13 protein-coding genes are annotated in these 19,477 nt (G+C 55.2%); all 13 read right to left on the bottom strand.

Features of this window, described 5'->3' with window-relative positions:
* Positions 1 to 76: 76 nt before the first annotated feature.
* Positions 77 to 2,158: a hypothetical protein gene (locus Poly59_RS13200; RefSeq protein ID WP_186776230.1), complete on the bottom strand. Its 2,082-nt coding sequence runs from the start codon at positions 2,156 to 2,158 to the stop codon at positions 77 to 79.
* A gap of 169 nt (positions 2,159 to 2,327) precedes the next feature.
* Entirely contained in the window at positions 2,328 to 2,600 is a 273-nt protein-coding gene (locus tag Poly59_RS13195) for a hypothetical protein (protein ID WP_146534596.1), read from the bottom strand.
* Positions 2,601 to 2,736: 136 nt separating this feature from the next.
* On the bottom strand, positions 2,737 to 4,257 hold the full coding sequence (locus Poly59_RS13190; RefSeq protein ID WP_246151621.1) for a serine/threonine-protein kinase: 1,521 nt from the start codon (positions 4,255 to 4,257) through the stop codon (positions 2,737 to 2,739).
* Complete coding sequence (gene larE / locus Poly59_RS13185; RefSeq protein WP_146534595.1) at positions 4,254 to 5,135, bottom strand: ATP-dependent sacrificial sulfur transferase LarE; 882 nt, start codon at positions 5,133 to 5,135, stop codon at positions 4,254 to 4,256. The genes Poly59_RS13190 and larE overlap by 4 nt, the downstream gene beginning before the upstream one ends.
* 19 nt (positions 5,136 to 5,154) lie before the next feature.
* Positions 5,155 to 6,039: a class I SAM-dependent methyltransferase gene (locus tag Poly59_RS13180; RefSeq protein ID WP_246151620.1), complete on the bottom strand. Its 885-nt coding sequence runs from the start codon at positions 6,037 to 6,039 to the stop codon at positions 5,155 to 5,157.
* A gap of 25 nt (positions 6,040 to 6,064) precedes the next feature.
* On the bottom strand, positions 6,065 to 7,000 hold the full coding sequence (locus tag Poly59_RS13175; protein WP_222436100.1) for a DUF6655 family protein: 936 nt from the start codon (positions 6,998 to 7,000) through the stop codon (positions 6,065 to 6,067).
* A 275-nt stretch (positions 7,001 to 7,275) separates the two neighbouring features.
* Positions 7,276 to 7,590 carry a hypothetical protein gene (locus tag Poly59_RS13170; protein ID WP_146534594.1) on the bottom strand — a complete coding sequence of 105 codons (315 nt, stop codon included), beginning with the start codon at positions 7,588 to 7,590 and terminating at the stop codon, positions 7,276 to 7,278.
* Positions 7,591 to 8,102: 512 nt separating this feature from the next.
* Positions 8,103 to 9,164: a hypothetical protein gene (locus Poly59_RS13165; protein ID WP_246151619.1), complete on the bottom strand. Its 1,062-nt coding sequence runs from the start codon at positions 9,162 to 9,164 to the stop codon at positions 8,103 to 8,105.
* Positions 9,146 to 11,590, bottom strand: coding sequence for a hypothetical protein (locus tag Poly59_RS13160; protein ID WP_146534593.1), 2,445 nt, complete (start codon positions 11,588 to 11,590; stop codon positions 9,146 to 9,148). Before Poly59_RS13160 ends, Poly59_RS13165 begins: the two co-directional genes overlap by 19 nt.
* Positions 11,587 to 15,171 (bottom strand): hypothetical protein, encoded by a 3,585-nt coding sequence (locus tag Poly59_RS13155; protein WP_146534592.1) that lies wholly within the window; start codon positions 15,169 to 15,171, stop codon positions 11,587 to 11,589. The genes Poly59_RS13160 and Poly59_RS13155 overlap by 4 nt, the downstream gene beginning before the upstream one ends.
* A gap of 19 nt (positions 15,172 to 15,190) precedes the next feature.
* Positions 15,191 to 17,350, bottom strand: coding sequence for a BatA domain-containing protein (locus Poly59_RS13150; protein ID WP_146534591.1), 2,160 nt, complete (start codon positions 17,348 to 17,350; stop codon positions 15,191 to 15,193).
* Positions 17,347 to 18,303 carry a DUF58 domain-containing protein gene (locus Poly59_RS13145; protein WP_390621471.1) on the bottom strand — a complete coding sequence of 319 codons (957 nt, stop codon included), beginning with the start codon at positions 18,301 to 18,303 and terminating at the stop codon, positions 17,347 to 17,349. The genes Poly59_RS13150 and Poly59_RS13145 overlap by 4 nt, the downstream gene beginning before the upstream one ends.
* Positions 18,300 to 19,301, bottom strand: a complete 1,002-nt coding sequence (locus Poly59_RS13140; RefSeq protein ID WP_146535275.1) for an AAA family ATPase — start codon at positions 19,299 to 19,301, stop codon at positions 18,300 to 18,302. The genes Poly59_RS13145 and Poly59_RS13140 overlap by 4 nt, the downstream gene beginning before the upstream one ends.
* Positions 19,302 to 19,477 lie beyond the last annotated feature (176 nt).

Below are 19,477 nucleotides of genomic sequence, written 5' to 3'. Positions count from 1 at the left end.
TCAAGTCATTGATGGATCTTAACTCGAAGCCCCGCGTGATTTATTCACGCGGGGCTTTTGCGTGTTTGCTATTTCTTTATTTGCGGCCCACTGTGACGGGGCGACCCGGAATTCGATTTCCATCGATCGTCACCACGGGACGGACGTTCAACGGGCCTTCGCCGAGGACGCTTCGATCCGGCGCAAAGTCGCTTTCAGGTCCGGTCGTGGTCGAAACCACTTGACCGTATAGCATCCAGTCGATTGATTCGGCGTTTTTGTATTTGCAGATCGCGGTTTGGCCATCGGACGAAACGCTCGCTTTGGGGGGCGCCGCGCCGTCTCCCAATTGTAACCAAATCGATCGACTGATTCGAGGTTGGGTGGGGTCATTGCCGATCATCGCCATCCGTACTTCGACCAATCCGGGTGGGCCGCCCTTGATGCCCATCTCCATCTTAGCAATCGCGGGGATGCGCTGAGTCAGTTTGCCGTCGATGAAAATTTCGATCAACTGGGTTGGGGTTGACCGAGTGAGATCAATTTCGTCGGCTGGCTTGCGAGTCATCCGAAGAGTCTTTTCGCCGTTGATCTTGTCCGACACGGCCAGGCTTCCTCGGTCGCTTGGCGGACGAGCAAAGGGCTGGGCAAGTGGGTCACCCACGATCAATAACTGGTAGGGGGACATCAGTGATAGATAGAACGCTTCGATTGCAGTCACGCCCGACGCATAGTAACCGTACATCATCGGAAGCGGAAACTTGGGTTGTAGCGAAAATGGTTCAGCGACCGTCCCGCTGCTCATTGCCGCGCCTGCGTGCAAGAGTTCGGTCAATTTGGTTTGCGATGAGGTTTCAAAGTTGCCACCGTGGCTAGTTAAGTTGTCAGCGATTGCACCGGGGACGAACCTAAACGACTTGGCGGCCAATTGCATCGTGGGCGTCCCCAGCATCAATCCGACGCAGTCTGCTTTTTCATCTGGGATTGATTTCAAAATCACACCCGCCGGTCGTCCCAGGTAACCCAGCCACAGCAAGGCGTCGGCAACACCTGGAAAGCGAGTCGTGGTTCGCACATCCCCTGTTTTTGTGAACCAGAAATTCGCATCGGGAAACGTATTGTCACACTTCGAAGACCTTCGCAGTACTTCCACCGCTTGGTCCACCGTGCTGCCTTGCGAATGCACAACGGCCAACATGCAAGACAGCATGTATCGAACGCCATCAGCTTGATCAAGCGACGGATATCCGTTGCCGGCCCATGCTAACTCGCTGGCGAATCCCTTGGGGCCCTGCACGGTCGCCGGTTCGTCGGAAAGTTGGTTCATCAGAGGTTGAAAAGCATCACTTTTGACGATGTCGCTGAGTGCATCGTTACGATCGAGATACTTTCGCGACCGCCAACCTGATTGGATGCTCTTGATAAGCATCAGTTTAGCGCTGTCTGTCTCTCCGGCGAGCGCGTATGCTTCAGCGGCGCGAATCGCGATCGGCGAAAACGACGGAGTCTTTACAAACAGTTCGGTGAACTGCTTAGCAGCGTCTGCGTATGACTTTTCTGAAAAGTTAGCGACAGCGGCGTCGTACGCTTCGTTGCGTTCTTTGTCCATGTACGGGTTTCGAAATTCGCGATCGATCGAACCACGCGCGTACAGGTTGCTGCCTAGATCTAAGTAGCGTTCGCTATTGCCCAACAAAAATTGGTACAACGATGTTAGTCCGTTAATCGATGCCGTTGGCAGTTGATACTGCTTTAGAGTCGGATCGGTTAGTTTTGCGGTATCTGTGGACACATCGACAGAGGTTGGAAAGTCCGCCGAGTAGGCGATGACCCTTACTTGGGACCCGATCTTCCGAGCATCGATTTCAGCAAACAGTGGTGACAGAATCTTTGCTTTGAAATCCGCCAGATTGGTGCGCAGACCCTGGGGCACATCGCTTAGCAGTACGACGTTCGTATCAGGTATGCCTCGCAAATCGATATAGTGATTTGCAATCGTTCGCGAGGTGACCGAATCGGCATTGATCACAACGATTACGTTCTCGGGACCAACGCCAGCCATCAATTTGTCTTCGCTGGCGAAGGCAAATGCCAAAGCGATGGTCGCCATTATTGCCGGGACGGTTCTGGTCGTCTTGAAGTAGCGCGGTCGATACAGGCGGTGAAGTCCGTCGATCATTGCTTTTGCCTTGGTACGCGATCAAGAGTAGACGAACCAAGAGTGTCGTCAATCGATCAGCTTCGACCAAGGGGGAGCACTGTGAGAGGCTCGCTCGGCAGCGCTGCAGGCTGGGTTCGAAAGCAAGGCAGGGTGGCATGGGAAAATACCGCGCCAACGCCCAGGCTTACTATTTGAAGTCGTCCTCAAAAGCCGAAAAATCGTTGCCACCGGGTGCGTCAAATTTCACGTCTTCAACCGAAGCGTCTTCCATCGCGACCTCGCCAAATTCGTCTGAATCAGCGACATCGTCCCCTTCCGAGGCGGCCATTTCATCGTCTTCGATCAGTTCGTCGCTAGCCGACTTTGGCACCGCATGCTTGCGTTTTTCGAGAAACGAGACGATTGGGACCGCCAATACGACGGCCACCACGAACACAACCCAGAAAATGAAGTACTGCATCTTGGAAAAGCTTTTCTCGACCTAGGCAAAAAAACGAACTCACTTGATGATAGTACACCAGATCGCTCGAGGCTCTGACGATAATCCAACGAACGCAAAAACGCAAAGACAGGCGGGAACCGATTTCGCTACTAGTCTAATTAATCTCCCATCGGGCGCGATCCGATTCAGGCACCACACGCTGGATCAGGTCCAGCGACGTGGGGTTGCTTTGCTTGACGTCGGCAAACAACGCTTGCAGTTGTCCCTTGGCTGCTTCCAATTCTTTTGTTGCCCCGCGATCGTTCAGTAATCGACAGCGGTCCACCCAGGCCAAAACCTGAAAGACTCGTTCGACCGACGGGTCGCTCAGCAAAGCAACCAAGACCGCGTCGGCTCGTTCGGGCTGGTCGTTTTCGATCAGCATCCGAGCGAGTTGCAGTTTCGATTTGGCATGATAGTTGGCGTTGGTCGAGTTCTCGGTCGGCGGAAAGTGTTCGCTCACTGCGTTCCATCCAGCTTCGTCGTTTCGAGTCACCGCTGTTAGGTATTGCTGCTGCACGGTGTCAGCCTTCAAGACCGTTGCCGGTTTCAGCAAAGTTGATAACTGATCGGTCGATTTTGCATTTGCTGCCCAAATCGTTCCGGCGATACAGGTAATTGGCAATAAGATCGCTGCTGCGATTCGCAAGTTTTTTCGGCGGCGATTTTTGTTCGATTGATCCGTCACTCGTTGCAAGCGAATCGTCGCGGCCGCCGTGCCAACACCGAAACCGTCAAGCGTCGATGTGGATGCTTCGTTGCGAACCGCATCGAGCAGCTCGCCTGGGGACTGGAAACGTTCGCTCGGCAACTTGTTCATCAATCGCGATACAACCGCGATCAACCACTCAGGCAAATCGGGGTTACCGTCCGGGCCACGACGATTGCGAGCCCGATCGAGTGGCATCGGTGTTTCGTGCAAATGCATCACTGCAAGTGCGAGTGGGTCGTCGGCTTCGAATGGCGGTCGACCAGCTAGGAGGTGATAGACGGACACACCCAACGAATACAAATCACTGCGTGCATCGACCGCCTGGCCTTGGATCTGCTCGGGACTCATGTAACGCGGCGTGCCAAGCGTCAGACCGGCTTGAGTCAAGTCGGCGCGGCTAACGTCGCTGCCACCGTTACCAAGCCGAGCCAATCCAAAATCGGCGACTTTTACGATACCTTGATGTGACCGCATGATGTTTTCAGGCTTGATGTCACGGTGCGTGATGCCGGCGTCCGATGCCATTTCGAGCGCTGATGCAACGTCAATCAAAACTCGCACGGCCTCTTCGGGAGACAGCACACCACGGCGTTCCAAGGATTCGCGAAGATTCTCGCCATCGATCAATTCTTGTGCGATGTAGTGCGAATTTTTGACCGTGCCAACGTCAAAGACTTGCACGATGTTGGGGTGGTTCAGTTTGGCGGCAGCGCGAGCTTCACGGCGAAATCGTTCGACATAATCTTTGTCGCCTGCCAAATTGCTACGCAAAACTTTCAGTGCGACGTCGCGGCCAAGTGACAAGTGTCGCGCGGCGTAAACGTCGGCCATACCGCCCCGCCCAAGTTTGCGCAGAACTTGATAGTCGCCAATGCGAGTGCCAACGAGACTGGCCGACGAGGCGGTGGATTTTGCGTCGGTCACGATTCGGATTCACCAGTGCTGTGGATGGAAAGCGGTGTTGCTGGGATCGAGATTGAAACCAGCATCTCGTTCAGGCTACCCGAACGAAAGCCACGTGTGTCGATGGTTACGAATTTGAAACCGTACGACAGAAAAGCATTTGTCATTGATCCGTCGGTGTCGAGGTGGATCAATTCGGCGATTTGGTGTTTCGGAACTTCGACTCGAGCCAGTTCGCGATCATGCAATCGAACTCGAAATTCCGTAAAACCCCTTGTCGCCAACCATGATTCTGCTTGTTCGATCCGGCGAAGTCGTTCCGCGGTGACTTCCGTTCCGTAGGCCACGCGGCTGGCTAGACAGGGGGCGGCGGGTTGGTCGTCGTTGCTGAGTCCAAAGTGTTTGGCTAATTCACGCACATCTGATTTAGTGAATCCCAAATCCGCCAATGGCGAAATCACACCCGCGTTAGCAGCTGCTTCGAGTCCTGGACGATAGTCGCCAAGGTCGTCCACGTTCGTGCCCGAGATGATTTTCAATTGCGGAAACTGTTCAGCGATTGCGGCCATTGCCTGATACAGAGTCTGTTTGCAATAGAAACATCGTCGGCCGTCGTTTCGGCGATAGGCGTCCTGGTTGATTTCGTCGGTTTCAATAACCCGGTGTTCGATGCCAATTTCATTCGCCACCCGGATCGCGATCTCGAGCTGTGAACTGGCCAAGCTGGGCGACTGCGCGGTGACGGCAATTGCGACGTCCAGTCCGGCTCGTGATGCAGCGGCCGCCACCACACTGCTGTCGACGCCACCCGAAAAAGCAACGGCAACGCTTCGCAGGGAAGCGATACGGTCGATCAAGCGGTTTGCTTTCTCGAATTCGTGGGCGGAATCGGCCGACATCGGTATCTTGCGTTTGCGGTTATGAATCGAATGTTTCGATGCGGACAAAAAAGCCGGTGTCGAGGCTGCGGTCTGACGCGTCTAGCAGATTCGAACGACCGGACGTGATTTGCAGTCCACTGGTATCAATTCGATGTGACTGCTCAAAAAAAGCCAGCACATCTGATTCGTCGACCTCGGCGGAATGACCGCTGATCAGAAATCGGAAATCACTCGGCTCAATTAACTTTAGGCAGTCATCAATCAATGGCCAAAGGTCACGACTAAGTCGCCACGCTCGTCCGCTCGGTCCGTGTCCGTAAGCGGGCGGGTCCATCACGATTGTATGATATTGCCGTTGTCGCTTGATTTCCCGGGTTACAAACTTTGCGGCATCGTCGATCAGATAACGGATCGGCGGTTTGTCCCATCCGTTCACGGTCGCGGCAACGCCAGCCGCGGCGACGTTTGGCTTCGCAGCATCAACGTGGGCGACTTGATAGCCCGCATTGACCAGCGCCATCGTGCTGGCCCCGGTGTAGCCAAACAGATTGAGTGCCGAAGGAAGCTGGTCGGACTGATCTGAAGGCGACAGACTCGATTTGGTGCCAGCTAGCCAACGCCAGTTTTCCGCTTGTTCGGGAAAGATGCCGATATGCCCAAAAGGTGTCGGTGCCGTGGGCATTTGAAAACCCGCGCACTGCACATTCGATTGGTCCGGCCAAGGAGATTGGTAGGTCCACTTTTTTCGATCAGCGTCATAATGAGCTGACGCTGATGCCCACTGGGTCTTATTGTTGGGCTTGGACCAAGCCGCTGCTGGGCAGGGCCGGTCGATCACATATCCACAGACGGATTCAAGTTTGCGACCGTCGCCAAAGTCGATCAAGCGATAGCGGTCGTCGGTCACAACAATCAAACTCACAGATGATAAGAAATTCGCATCGCAACTATCGGGTTAGCGATTCGGTTGCCGGATCCGAATACGACGCTCCAACGGTCGGATCGCCATTTTTCGAACTTCCATCGGCTGAACTACCGTTGGCAGGCGAGGCCGGAGCCTTCGCAATCGATGCCACATCGGTTTGGTCAGTCGGAGGCGTTGGGACGTCCAGCGTCCCAAGCATGTCGGCACCTACCGAGTTGCCTCGCAGCAACGGCCATCCTTCCTGGAATCGCGTCTCTGCAGTGTAATCAACAGGTGGCCGGTCGAAAAAGCGGGCAGGCGAGCCGGTCGCTTGTTGGTTTCCGAATTTGATGCCGCTGCCAGCCAATTTTGTCTGCCTGCGAATCGACCCGCCCTGGAACGGTCCGACACCCATCACCCAAGTATCGCGTGCCGTCGCGGTTGCCGGGCGGACGCCCGACTGCCAAATCGGGGCCCGTGTGACCCGGTCATACGCAAAAGCAGCAACCTTGGCTGCCGCCTCGCGGGCCTCTCGTCTAGCGAACGCAATTTCGGGGATGGTGCCGACTTGGGGGCCACTGGGCAGCAATGACGCCGCAGATGCCAGTGAATTGTTTTCTGGGATACCGAACGTGACACGGTGGTCATCGGATCCGAGGGTCCCAATTCGAGCTTCGATGATGATTTCTGCATCGGTACTAGCGTCCTGAATCAAGCAACCCGCGCCGACAATTTGTTGTCGCAGTGAACTTGTCACATATTCGGCGTTAACGAATTGCTCACCTTTGACTTGTCGCAAATAGCTGGTGTCGAGATAGACCTTTCGACCTGACATCGGGCGAAAGTCGATCGAAGAAATGCTGCGATCAACTGCGTCGCTCATCACCAACTGCTGAGTTGCGTTGTATTCGCGCGTCGTTCCACAACCCAATGATCCTAGAAATGTGATCGCAAGAACGATCAACGTAACCAGATTCACAGAGAAAGACGCTAAGCGGTTCGAGGTGGGATAAGTCAAACGCATCCAGGAACTGATTTAGGTGGGACAACTTCCTGTGTGCGATCGCGATTCGATCGCCGCCTATTCGTTAGCTCAATCGGCGAACCGCTGGCAATAGCAAACAGGCTGTGTTTCACGTTCTGGCGTTGGTGTGAAGTCTCGGACGTCCTGTCCGTGAACGCAAAAAACTCCCTGGGCCAATCAAAATTGACGCAGGGAGTTTCGTTACTCAGTCCGACGACGTGCTGGAACGCTTAGGTCGAGATCGGTTCAGCGGCTTCGGTTTTAGCGCGACGTGTGCGACGACGTGGTTTGGCGACGCCCCATTCTTTGGTCAGCGTTTCGAATACTTCTGGCGATTCGTATCGAACGATGTTCTTGCCTTCGGGCATCGGGCCGATCAGACCACGGAAAACCGGCAGCCCTCGCAATTCAAGATCCGTACTACAGTCGTCACTGCCAATCTGCAGGTTGGCGTTCAAGATCGGATCGATGCTGGGATAGTCACGAATCAAGAGCGAACCGTCACTACCGCAGGTGACAATTCGAAAAGTATCTTTTTTGGCCATGGATGCCCTCGGTGGATAGCATTGGGGGGGGGGAGGATCGGTCGTGGTTGTTCGAAGCGTCGTGAACCGAGGAATTGGTGATGCCAGTCGAGAACCGAGCGGCGCTGCAAATGCGAACAGCCGCCAAGGTGAGGAGCCTTGGAAGCGTCTATGGTTTCAGGACCAATTTGCAGCGGCGCTCGGAATCTCGTGTGGCAGAACCAAAAGTTGGGAGGGTGGTTCTGTGATTGTTGGGAGACAATCCGAATCGCTGTCGGACAACCAAGACATCGTCGCTATGCCGACGCTGAAACGAACAAAGTGCGTCTGCACGTCACACTGCGATTGATTCGATCAATGGTCACATACCGCGCCTGTAGTCGCAGCTAGGCTCAAACGGCACTGCAAGACCACGACGCAAAACCGGACCAAACGCAACTTCGCAACCGAGAGTTGAGCCTCAATCAAATCAAGTCGTTTGACAAAACCAAATGAACTGTCTCTCAGCCATCAGTGACTCAACGATCAGCAGTTCATTCATCGATGCGAGCTTCCGCATCCTTATAGATTTTCGCCAATTCAATCATCAAGGGTTCGATCGCGGCGAAATAATCCGCTTCGCTCATCGATGGTTTCTTGTTTCGAAGCGATTCGAGTTCGCTTTCAATCGATTCACGCTTTTTAAATTCGCTGGGCAACAGATTAAGACGCTTGCCGGACGGTGACAACGTCAACTTTGCGGCTGTGATTCCGTCGAGTTTTTCACCGTTCTTGGCTGTTCCGATCGCTCGAACACCGCGAAACATTTTCGCGGGTGTACCCTTACCGTCGCCGTTGTCGTCGATCAATGCATGCTCGGTCGCGATTCGCGAATTTGCATCATAGAACTTTTGGACTTCGGCGCTCGCTTTCAAGAAAGCTTCCTGAATCGAGACCTCGTCATCGTGATCCAGGTCAGATTCGGTCGAAGCTATCGCAGCGGCAAAGTATTTTCCGAACCTCGAAAAGTTTTGCTCATTGCCGCTTTTGGTCGACGTCACGATCACTCGATTGCTCGATGACAAATGATTCACAAATGGTCCACTCGCCGATGCACAATTGACGACGGTCACCAAGCGTTCGACGGACTTCAACCAATTTGACAATTCCGTGGCGGAAACGTCTAGACCCTGCAGATTGAACTTGGCAGTTTCGCGTGCGTACGTGCCATGCCCAATCAACACGATCCAAATTGGTGATTGCGCCGTTGCGGACGTCGATGGTTTGTAATCCAGTGATTTAAAATCCACCGAACGGGCTTCGATCCATGCCTGCAACTGATCCTTCGAATCGGTGTCACCGCTTCCATCGATCGTCGTCAGCGCCGCGCCCGACGCCTTGGCAACCTCTTTCCAGCCGCTTAGCCAGTCTGAAAACTCGGTACCGTATTCCTGATTGCCCGCAGCACCCACCACGACCAAAATTTCAGAAGCGTTGGTATCAATAACAGGTGTCTCGGCGCCAGACACGGCGCCAGACACAACTGGGCAAACCAGTGACACAGCAACTGCGAACGTTGCATGAACAAAACCTCGCATCACGCTAGCCCCTTCCATCGTCGTAATCCCCACTCGCCACACAGGCATCCAATCACGACCATCAACACCCACGATCGGTGCCACAGCGGATAAACCCAGGTCTCGGTTACAGGGATTTTGCGGTTCGGCAGGTCGTCGGCAAACTTGTCCAGCGAGTCTTGATCGATAAGCTGGCCGCCTGTCTGTTCGGCAATTTGTAAGAGAAGTTTGCGATTGAGTCGCAAGTCCGCAAACTCAGCCGCGCCCCGTTGCGAGGTCCATCCGGATGTGTCCATTCCGACTTCGCTGCCATCGGCCGCGTGTACGGTGGCAACCGCTAAAAGACCACCTGGATCACGAGGCCAATACGATGCGCGATAGACCCCGGCGGCAGTTCGGTCGGCGTCGGCGGTCAACTTGATCGCTTCGCCGCCGACGGGAGTGATCTCGAGCTCCACTGTGGCGTTATCGAGCGGCAGAAAGGCCTCGTCCCGAACCGAAACTAACAGTGTCACGGGACCACTTGTGTCGATGCTTGGTTCGATTCGCAGCTCCACTCGCTTGGGCACCTCACCAACCAGCCAGTGAATCGTTTGTCGCCATGCTTGGCCCGGATCATCGCGGTCATCGCGGTCATCGCGGTCATCGCGGTCATCGCGGTTGAGCGAGTCCTGGGTTTGAGAGTTCTCTTGGCTGTTTCGCCGCATCGACCATCGCCAAAGATCGCCGATCGGAATCGCCGCGGTTCGACCCTTACCAAACCTTTGCACGGCCATCGCAGTTGCAAGGGGCGAGCTTTCTTGGTTCTGCGTCACCCCGATCGTCGCGAGGTTCGATGCACCCGGTTTGACATCGCCGACCGTATTGACGGTTAGGAACGGCGGCATCTTTTGGACACGATCATTTTCAGCCTGCTCGGTGTCACGAAGTCTCGCCCAGGGCTGTAGTAGTCCTTCGCGTGTCAGTCCGTATCGTCCGATAATTGGCTTCATCGCTGCTGTCCTCGGTGCGTAGACCGGTGAAAGTTCACCCAGCGGACTGTCGCCGAACGATTTACTGGCAAAGGATTCTTGTCCTCCTAGCATCAGCAGTCCCCCACCCCGCGAGCTGACGAATCGCCGCAGTCGAAGCAGTTGATCCTGTGTGAAGAACTCCGTTTCGATGTCGTCCAAAATCACTGCGTGATAGGCAAAAAGTTCTTCATCCGTTTCCGGAAAACCATCGCTAAGTTCTTCGGATTCCTTAACGCCAAATCGAAGAATGACAGGCTCGTCATACTGGGATGCAATCTCTTCTTCGTCCTTGCCGAGGCCGGCGAACAGCGGATTTGTATCGCTGACGCTACGATCACGAAAACTGAATTTTGCTTCTTTGTTCGCGATACGCATCAAGCCAACCAGTTGAACTTCGGCGTCCGTGTCCAGGGCGCGACGGAGGAACTTGAATTCCCAGTTTGGTCGGCCCGCAACATACAAGACGCGGTAGGGGCCGGCGTCGCGGTTCACCGCGACGACCCGGCGGTTATTCACCAGCGTCGCTTCGCCCTGATTCGAAACCGCACTGATTAGTTTGTCGGATGCAACATTGCCACGGTCCGATTCTGTAAAGACCGAGACCGTCAAGAAATTCACACCGCTGGTTTCCGGACGAAATCGAAACGATACTTCGGCAGCATCGCCCGCGTTTAAGTCCGTGGTTTGTTCCTGGATCGTCTTGCCGTCAACCTGTGCGATTTGAACCACGACTTTCTGTTTTGTAAGTCCGACCGAGTCAACCGAGACGATCACGGTGGTGGGTGCCGATTCAAAGTCCGTTTGGCGAACGCTGATGTTGACGATCCGGATGTCTTTTAGCGAGTTGTCTTGATCCGATACAACGGGATACACCGGAAAACCGAGGTCCGACCAAGATTGACCCTCTGGCATTCCGGTATCGGTCAAGTTTCCGTCGCTGAATAGCAGGACGCCACCAATCGGCCGGCCTTCAAACCGTTGATCCAAAGATTGCAACGCACCGGCCAGCGACGAAGCGTTTCCGTCGGCTTTGACTTCGGAATAGGCGTCGACATTCTCGAGTCGTTCGTCGAAACGATAGCGACGAACATCAAACGCTTGTGACAGTCGCGTCAGCCAGCTTGCATCGTCCGATAATGACGCGGTCGCGTCTTCGAACCGACTTGTTGCTGCGTCTTGCGACTTTAGCTGCATGCTCTGACTCGAATCGACCAGGATCGGCAATAGGTTCGCTCGCGGCAACGGACGAGTTCCGCGTCGCATCGGTTCGACCAAACAAATTGCCACCACGGCGATCGCGGTGAGCTTCAGGGTTACTGATGCTAATCGAATCAAGACTGCCGCATCGCTTCGGACGTAATTGATCACCACCAACACCGACAACACGGCAGCGATCAAGGCCGCAGGCCAAGCCCATTCGGGTTGGCCCCATACAAGATCTGATAGGTTCACTGTCCGCTCCCAAGTCGTTCATAGTAGCGGCGGACGGCGTCGGTAAACTGAGTTGGGACCGGATCCCGGTCGATAGGAACGTCGGCATTCTTTTCGGCTGAACGTCGCATCAGTTCTTCGGAAACGTTGCGTTTAAGTTCTCGCAGTGGAGTCGCGATCAGTTCTTCCACCATATCCCATTCAGGTTCTTTCGAATTGCGTTTCAAGTCGGTTCGTATTTCTCTCGCACGATCACGGATTTGCGCCGCCTGTGAACGAAGCTCCGGTGCGTCGACCATTTCTTCGACTTCACGAAGCGAATCCGACCACTCGCGGAAACCGTCACCGGTCAACGGCGACGCGGCCGCTTGTTGACCACCGAAACCTTGCATGGCACCACCGGGTTGCTCGGAACTGCCTGGACGGCCCCCCTGACCCGGTTGCTCGGCCGGTTGCTCGCCTGGCTGCCCACTCGGCTCTGCCCCGCCCTGCCCTGGTTCGGTGCCAGACGGCGATCCTTCACTGGAACTCCTCTGGCTGGGTTGCTCACCACCAGACTTTCCTCCGCCGGGTTCACTTTCACCAGGCTCACTTTCACCGGGTTTACCTTCACCAGAATCTCCTTTGTTGGGCTCATCCTCACCGCCTCGCTGGCCGCCTGATTGCTGCTGTTGCGGAGCCTGTTCTTCGATTTCTTTTCGCAGCGCTTCGTCCAAACGATCAAGTTCGCCGAGAGCTCTTTCGAGTGCTTTTGTTTCGTCACCAAGTACCGTTTCCGCGGCCTCTTCCAAGTCTTCTCTCAACTGGGAAACGTCCTCGCCTGCGTTTTCGGTGGCGGCCTTTGCCTCGGAATTCATACCCCGACGCACCAATTCGGACGCTGCTTCCATTTTGCGTTCAACACCCCGCTGCCGAGTCTTGCGGTACGAATCGTAAAGCTTCTGCGCGAGCAACGGTTCGGCCTCTTCGGCATCGGTCACCGTTTCTTGCATCCGATCAAGCAGCTCGTTGATGGCTTCTCGTTGTCGCTCAAGTTCCTCTTCCAAGTCCGTCGCCGCACCCTCATCTCGCAGCCCGATCGTCGATTCCGGACTTGTTTCCGAGTCGAGCTTTTCGGTCAGTTCTTGTTGCTGCTCGTCCAGTTGCTGTGCCTCGTTCCGCATCTCACGTATGGCATCGTTGAACTGTCCGGCGGCTTCTTTGCGAAAATCGTCGCGCATCTCCTCAAACTGTCGCTCGGCGCGTTTACCAGAGGCGAGTGCCTCGGCGACGTCCTTTTTCTCGAGCGCTTCGGCAGACTTCTGAACTTGTGCACGCGTCTCCTGCAATTTTTCTTGCGTTTCGGGATCCGTCGCCTGTTCGGATGGCTGTTGCATCCGTTCAGCCAATTCATCGGTTTCGCGCAGCAGGTCTTGTTCCTGTTCGCGAAGTCGTTCCAACTGTCGTTCAATCGCTTCTCGCTCTTCGTCGGTCTCGGCCTGTTCCAACGCGGACTGCAATTGGGCGAGTTCTTTGTTCAGGTCTTCCTGGCGACGGGCAAGGTCACGTAGACGGTTCAGAATTTGACGCACTTCGCGTTCGGCAGCTTCTTCGGCGGTTGCCGTTTGAGCCTGGCTTTGTGTTTCATAACGATTTTCGTCCTGCTCTAATTCGAGATCGTCGAGCTGTTCTTGTTTGCGTTGCTGCGCGGCACTGCCCTGCCCTTTGCTTGGCTGCTTCTGAGATCGCGAGACCTCGAACTCGCGTTCGCGTAACTTCAGCAGGCCTCCGTAGGCTTCTTGTTCGAACGGCAAAGCGTCGCCTAACAAGCGACCATCCGACTTTGATGCCGAACGGTCAATAATCTCAAGTGCCGATGCCATCGCAGATCGAATTTCGCCAATGAACTGTTGCGACTGGGGATCTTTGACCTTGCCCGCTAACTCGTCCAGCTTTGTCATCGCCTCGGTTTGTGATTCGGACAGCAGCGCGATCGCTTCGGAAAAACCAGCATTTGCCTTTTCGGTTCGGTGTTCGCGAATGACACGCCATGTGGCACTAATGATCTCTTTTTGGATCTCGGCTAACTCTTCCGCCTGTGCCTCTTGTGGACTTGGCGGCGAAGGCTCACCGCCGGGTGGCGGGTCGCCCTGGCGGAAAATTTGATCGAACGGCCGAACCTCTGCAAAGTACATGTCGCTTTCAGTTCGTCGGGGATTGCCGTCTGCATCGACATCGCTGGCGAAGAAGTGATACGCCAACAATTGATCCGGCTCGGCACCCATGTCCTCTAATGCAAGCATTTGTTCGATGGACGTCTTCTCGCCACGCCCAAGATCACGCCGTAGGATGATCTCCGAAGTCTTGCCTCCGCTTAGCGAATAAGCCAACCCAACCTCGTCGATACCGAAATCGTCGACTGTTTCAACCGACACCGGGAATTCTTCTAGCGGTGACACCTCACTGTCACTGGCGGGTTTCACCTTCAACTTGGGTGGCTGGTTTGGTAGCGCACGGATCACCAATGTCGGTGGATACTTGTTCTTGCGTCCTTCGTTGTCGACCAATTCCAAATTGAATCGCTCGCTAGTTTGAACCACCATCGAGACGTCGCCCGTCGCTGAGTCGGCATCGTGGAAATTGACAGTGGTTCGTTCGCCCGATTCGTCGACCAGTTCGGCTGATTTAACGGGTTTGTTCAGTACCAGTTCCCAGTTCAGCTCTGTGCCGGCGACCGCCGAGACACGCACCGTGTCGTTGATCCGCTTGGGTTTCATTCGCGTGTACTTTGGGAAAACCAAGTCCGCGTTGGCTCGGGCAAGCTGAGGGAACTCGAAGACGTCCACTTTGTAAACGCGGCTGGTCCACTGCGAGGTCACCACTTGGTACGTGATCGGTATCTCAACCGATGATAGGAACCCACCCAGGATTGGGTCTTTCAAGTTTTGCGTCATCGGCAGAGTCCGCGGTGGTTCAGACTCGCTTTCGATTCGTAGTTCGCCTTGGTTGAACACGGTGCTCGCGAATTTCGCCGTGATCACTAGGCTGGTGCCTCGTTCGATTTCGGTATCGCCCGGTTGAATAACCGGTTCAGCGATGGCTGCCAAGTTGGCTGCTTCGAGTGAATCAGTGCGTGGTGTGGTCGCTGATAGAATCAACAGCAATGCTGCAAGCGCGGCTGTCGCACTGAGTCCCCACAAACGAGTCAGCCACAGTGTTTTTCCCGATACAGCGTCGATCCACTGGTGGCTGCGTGAGTGGTCGCGAGCTTCTTTGACAATGCGCTGCTGCATAAACCCCAGTTGATCGTCGGGCTGGCTAAGTGCCGTCAACAATCGCTGATCCAAAGAGGGGAAATGTTCTTCGATCCGAGCCGCAATCCAGCGTTCATCACGGTACAGGAACGCGCAAGTCACCGCCGCAATGAAGGCCGTCACACCTGCGATTGACGCCAACGTGATTGCCGCGTTTCGCCCGTCCACTTGGCCTGTCTCGGCTTGGCTAGTTAGCCACCAAGCGGTGCACGCTGCGATGATTGCAAAGACGGCCCAAAGTTGCCAAAAACGCAGCACCCTTAGCCGGCGTGCGACTGGGCGAATTCGATACAGCAGTGAATCATTCATAGTTTGCTCTGCAACCCGTCTAAGTTTGTCGGCGGCTCAGCCGACCACCCCACCACGTTTCAATCCCGATCATCGCCAGCGCCGTAACGAGCATCCACTGCCACAGTTTTTGGCGAGTTTCTAGTTCGCGGTCGCGCAGTTGACGCTCGGTCGCTTTGGCCTGTTCTTCGCTGACTGGCTTACCCGTCAACACACCAAATTGTTCCAGCACTTCTTCGCCGATTGGATCCGTTTGGCTTTCAGATTCTGGCAAGTTGACGGCGATCCGTCTTACCTCGTCGCCATCGATCAAAGTGTAGATGCCCGGCCGATCAACCACGCCAGCATCATCCGCGGACGAATACGATGATGTTTCACCATTTGGCGTCGTGATCGTGGCCGTTGGCGTCGGTGGAATCGGTAAGGCGTCACCGAGATCAATGCCTGCGGGATCCAGTTGGTCACCGCGGTTGCCCAGCCATCCGGCAACTAAAGGAATGAACTTGGTTGACAGTGCCAGTTGGCTTGCCGACGGTTGCCACCCGAAAGTAGCCAACATCAATTCTCCGTCACCAATCGTTCGCCGGGCAATGGCGACTTGTCCGTCGTCAAACTGCGTCACCGTTTTCCACTGCTCGTCAAATCCCTCTACGTTTCGGTGCGCCCAAAAACGCACTTTTGTAAAGTCGTTGAATTGTGGATCCGACATCGGTCGAAAAATCGGGTCGGCGAAGTCAATCCGAGACCACATGTGGTAATCTCGCTCGGCAGCCTCGGTGACCGAAATGGACTCGCCGGTCAACGAGCCAAGCGTCGTTCCCAAATCAGATCCTGAGTTTGCATCATCGAGCACAAACAGCACGCGGCCGCCACGATCAAGGTACGACTTCAACCGGGACACAGAATCAATTTCAAGCGGGCGGGCGACGATGATCAGCGGATACTTGTCAGGTACTAGTTCAGTTGCAAACGGTTCAGACGCCAATTCCTGTGGCGTAAACTCTCTGACCGAAACGTTCCTGGACGCATCGCTCAACGGCACTCGTTGCAGATAATAAAGCAGTTGTTCACGCGGCTCACGATTCGAGTTGACTTGGTTGCCAACGAACACGATCGTTTGTTCATTGGGTGGATCAAGACTGATGTAACGCACGTTGTCAAAATCATCCACGTCACCAGCGATCCGCAAATTCGTGATGCCCGGCCCCGGTGACTCCATCGTGATGATTCGTGTTTGCCCCGGTGGAACCTGCACCGGGACGCTTAGTTCGGTTTCCGTTTGGGCAGCGGACGGGGCCGCGGACGACCAGTCAAGCGAAAAAGATTCGCCCGTACTGTTGCTCGCATTGGTCACCCGCACGCGCACCTTGTTACGCTCAGTAGAATCCGATTGTGACGGACCTTCCTCACCGGTCGGAGTCCCCGTGATCACAAAAGCGGCCGCGTTGGTCGTGTCTACCGGTTTGACTCGGCGCACTTCAACACGCACTCGTTCCGGCCACACCAGCGATTGCAGACTCTCAACTGCGCTACCGGACTGCATGTCGCTGATTAGGACGATGCGAGTTTCGCCGATTGATGGTGCTTGAGCCGAATCTGGGTTCAATGGATCGATCGTAAGTTGCGATTCACTATCGGCGACCGCGATCTCGGCGGCGTAGGCAAGCGCATTGGCGGTGTCGGTACCGAACCAAGAAGGTGTGATTTCGGAAACGATGGAACCAGCGGTTTGTTTACGGCCTTCGATCGGTAAGCGGCCCGATTGATCAAGTCCCAACAGTATTGTGGGTTTTCGGTCGAAGGCGACGATCGCAATTCGGTCTTCGGACTGCAGTTCGTCGATGACTTCACTCGCGCTAGCGATGGCTTGTTGCCACAGCCCCGATCGCTGCATGCTAGCGCTAGTGTCGATCACAACCACCGTTCGTTTTGGCGGACGCTGGGGCTCCGTTTCCGATGCCGAGCGTAAGAACGGCCTCGCAAAAGCCGCGGCCAGCATGATCAACGCCAGCGCCCGAATGATCAGAAGCGGTAAGTGATCTAATCGGCTTCGACGCGTCAAACGTGGTGGCGTCGGATCCAGAAACATCAGCGAGCTGAATTGCACCTCGCTTTTTGGCCGCCGACGTATCAAATGAAACAGGATCGGCAACCCGACCGCCAACGCGCCAGCGAAAAAGAATGGTGCCAATAGACTCATGACGATGCCATCCTAGCACTCGACCCGCCCGCAATCATTCCTGCGCGATTTGCCCCAGCCGATCGTCGCTTCTGGACACTGATGACGTGGAACAACGCTTGTTCGATCGGCGCGTCAGTCATCATGTCGAAAATTTCGACACCCAACGAAGAACAAATCGTCTTCAATTGACTTTGGTGCTTGGCAAATTTTTCGCGATAGCTCGTACGTGCGACATCGGGATCCAAGTAGATTTCTTTGCCGGATTCCATGTCCACGATCATACCCGGTGACTTCAACCCCAGTTCCAATTCGCCGGGGTCGAGAACCCGCAAGATCATCACCTCGTGGCCCCGCGATCGCAGATAGGCCAAGTTGGTTTGCAACGTCTCGATCGGCGATAGCATGTCGGAAATCAGCACGATCAACCCACGACGACTGACCAAGGCTGCGATTTGACGAAGCGGCGTGTCAATGTCGGTGCCCTTCCCTGCGACAGGACGTGATAGAGCGACCAGCATGCTGCGCAGGTGGCCAGGTCGGTTTCGAGCACTCAGAAACTCGCCAATCGTCTCGTCAAACGTCATCAGCCCGACGCTATCTCGCTGGTTCGACAGGTAGTAGGCGAGTGTCGCCGCCAGAGTTTGCGCGTATTCCAGTTTGGTGTAATCAAGCGACCCGAATGCCATCGACCGACTCTGGTCTACAACCAGATAACACCGCCTGGTCGTTTCATCTTCGAACTTCTTAATGTAGTAGCGATCGCTGCGAGCGAAAAGTTTCCAATCCAGTGCTCTGAGGTCATCGCCGACCGTGTATGGCCGATACTCGTTGAATTCAACCGAATATCCGTGGTACGGACTCCGGTGCAATCCATTGTAGAAACCTTCCACGACTGCTTTGGCGCGCAGTTGCAGACTTTTGATCCGCATCAGCGCCGACGGATCTGCCGATGGAAGCACAGCCGTGCTCACGGCTTCACCGTTTTGGGAACCGTTTCAAGAAGTCGGTCAATCACGTCCTCGATCGTTACTCCCTCGGCTTCCGCCCGGTAGCTTAGCAGCACACGGTGCCGAAGCGCCGGATGCGCTAGCGTGGCGATGTCATCCATGTTCACATGTGCCCGCCCGGCCAATAGTGCGCGAGCTTTACCGCCTAACACCAATGTTTGGGCCGCTCGCAGGCCCGCACCCCAGGACACCCATTGGTTGATGAAGTCCGGCGTGCCGTCGCGTTTGGGGCGTGTCGCGCCAACCAGACGAACGGCGAAAGCGGCGACTTCGTCAGCAATCGGAACCCGGCGAACCAACTGGTGAAACCGCATCACATCAGCGCCGGTGAACAAGGGTTCGATTGGTTCGGGCTTGGTCGATGTGGTCTGCAAGACAACCGAAAGCTCATCTGCCGGTGGCAAATAGTCGATCAAGACGTTGAACAGAAAGCGGTCGAGCTGAGCTTCTGGCAACGGATACGTGCCTTCCATTTCAATCGGGTTTTGCGTCGCCAACACAAAGAAAGGTTCTTCCAGCGGATAGCGGCGACCGGCGGCGGTGACTTGGTGTTCCTGCATCGCTTCCAGCAGCGCCGCCTGCGTCTTCGGTGGCGTGCGATTGATTTCGTCGGCAAGAACGACGTTGGCGAATATCGGTCCCGGCACAAACTCCAAACTGCGACGACCATTCTCATCTTGTTCCAAGATTTCGGTGCCGGTGATGTCCGTCGGCATCAGGTCAGGTGTGAACTGGATACGTTGGAAATTCAAGTGAAAGATCTGGGCGACGCTGCGAACCAACAGCGTCTTGGCCAACCCCGGTGCTCCGGTGATCAAGCAGTGACCGCCAGCGAATAAGCAGATCAGCAGTTGTTCGATAACGTCTTCTTGGCCGACGATGACTTTTGAGAGTTCGGAATTGATCCGATCCCGACTCTCGCGAATTTGACTCACGGCCAGAGCTTCTTCTTCAACGGTCATCGTGGAGTCGGACATGGGCGCGGTTGACCTTTTGCGTCAAAGGGTGGGCGTGCTGAGGTGGGAAGTAATCGGCGCTCGGCACCAATATACCGCTTCGGCAACCAGATGATTGCAAAACACTGCGGCAGCCAAAAAGTTTCGGTCGGGAAAGTTGGGGACTTGAAACCGCAAACCCA

The organism is Rubripirellula reticaptiva (assembly GCF_007860175.1).
Taxonomy (GTDB): domain Bacteria; phylum Planctomycetota; class Planctomycetia; order Pirellulales; family Pirellulaceae; genus Rubripirellula; species Rubripirellula reticaptiva.
Note: the sequence above shows the minus strand (reverse complement) of the source record. Positions and strands in the feature narration are given on the sequence as shown.

Bases quoted from the DNA above. Each gene is read 5' to 3' on its own strand.
- Poly59_RS13200 (WP_186776230.1), bottom strand. From the start codon at position 2,158: ATGATCGACGGACTTCACCGCCTGTATCGACCGCGCTACTTCAAGACG.
- Poly59_RS13195 (WP_146534596.1), bottom strand. From the start codon at position 2,600: ATGCAGTACTTCATTTTCTGGGTTGTGTTCGTGGTGGCCGTCGTATTG.
- larE (WP_146534595.1), bottom strand. From the start codon at position 5,135: ATGTCGGCCGATTCCGCCCACGAATTCGAGAAAGCAAACCGCTTGATC.
- Poly59_RS13170 (WP_146534594.1), bottom strand. From the start codon at position 7,590: ATGGCCAAAAAAGATACTTTTCGAATTGTCACCTGCGGTAGTGACGGT.
- Poly59_RS13165 (WP_246151619.1), bottom strand. From the start codon at position 9,164: ATGGAAGGGGCTAGCGTGATGCGAGGTTTTGTTCATGCAACGTTCGCA.
- Poly59_RS13155 (WP_146534592.1), bottom strand. From the start codon at position 15,171: ATGAATGATTCACTGCTGTATCGAATTCGCCCAGTCGCACGCCGGCTA.
- Poly59_RS13150 (WP_146534591.1), bottom strand. From the start codon at position 17,350: ATGAGTCTATTGGCACCATTCTTTTTCGCTGGCGCGTTGGCGGTCGGG.
- Poly59_RS13140 (WP_146535275.1), bottom strand. From the start codon at position 19,301: ATGACCGTTGAAGAAGAAGCTCTGGCCGTGAGTCAAATTCGCGAGAGT.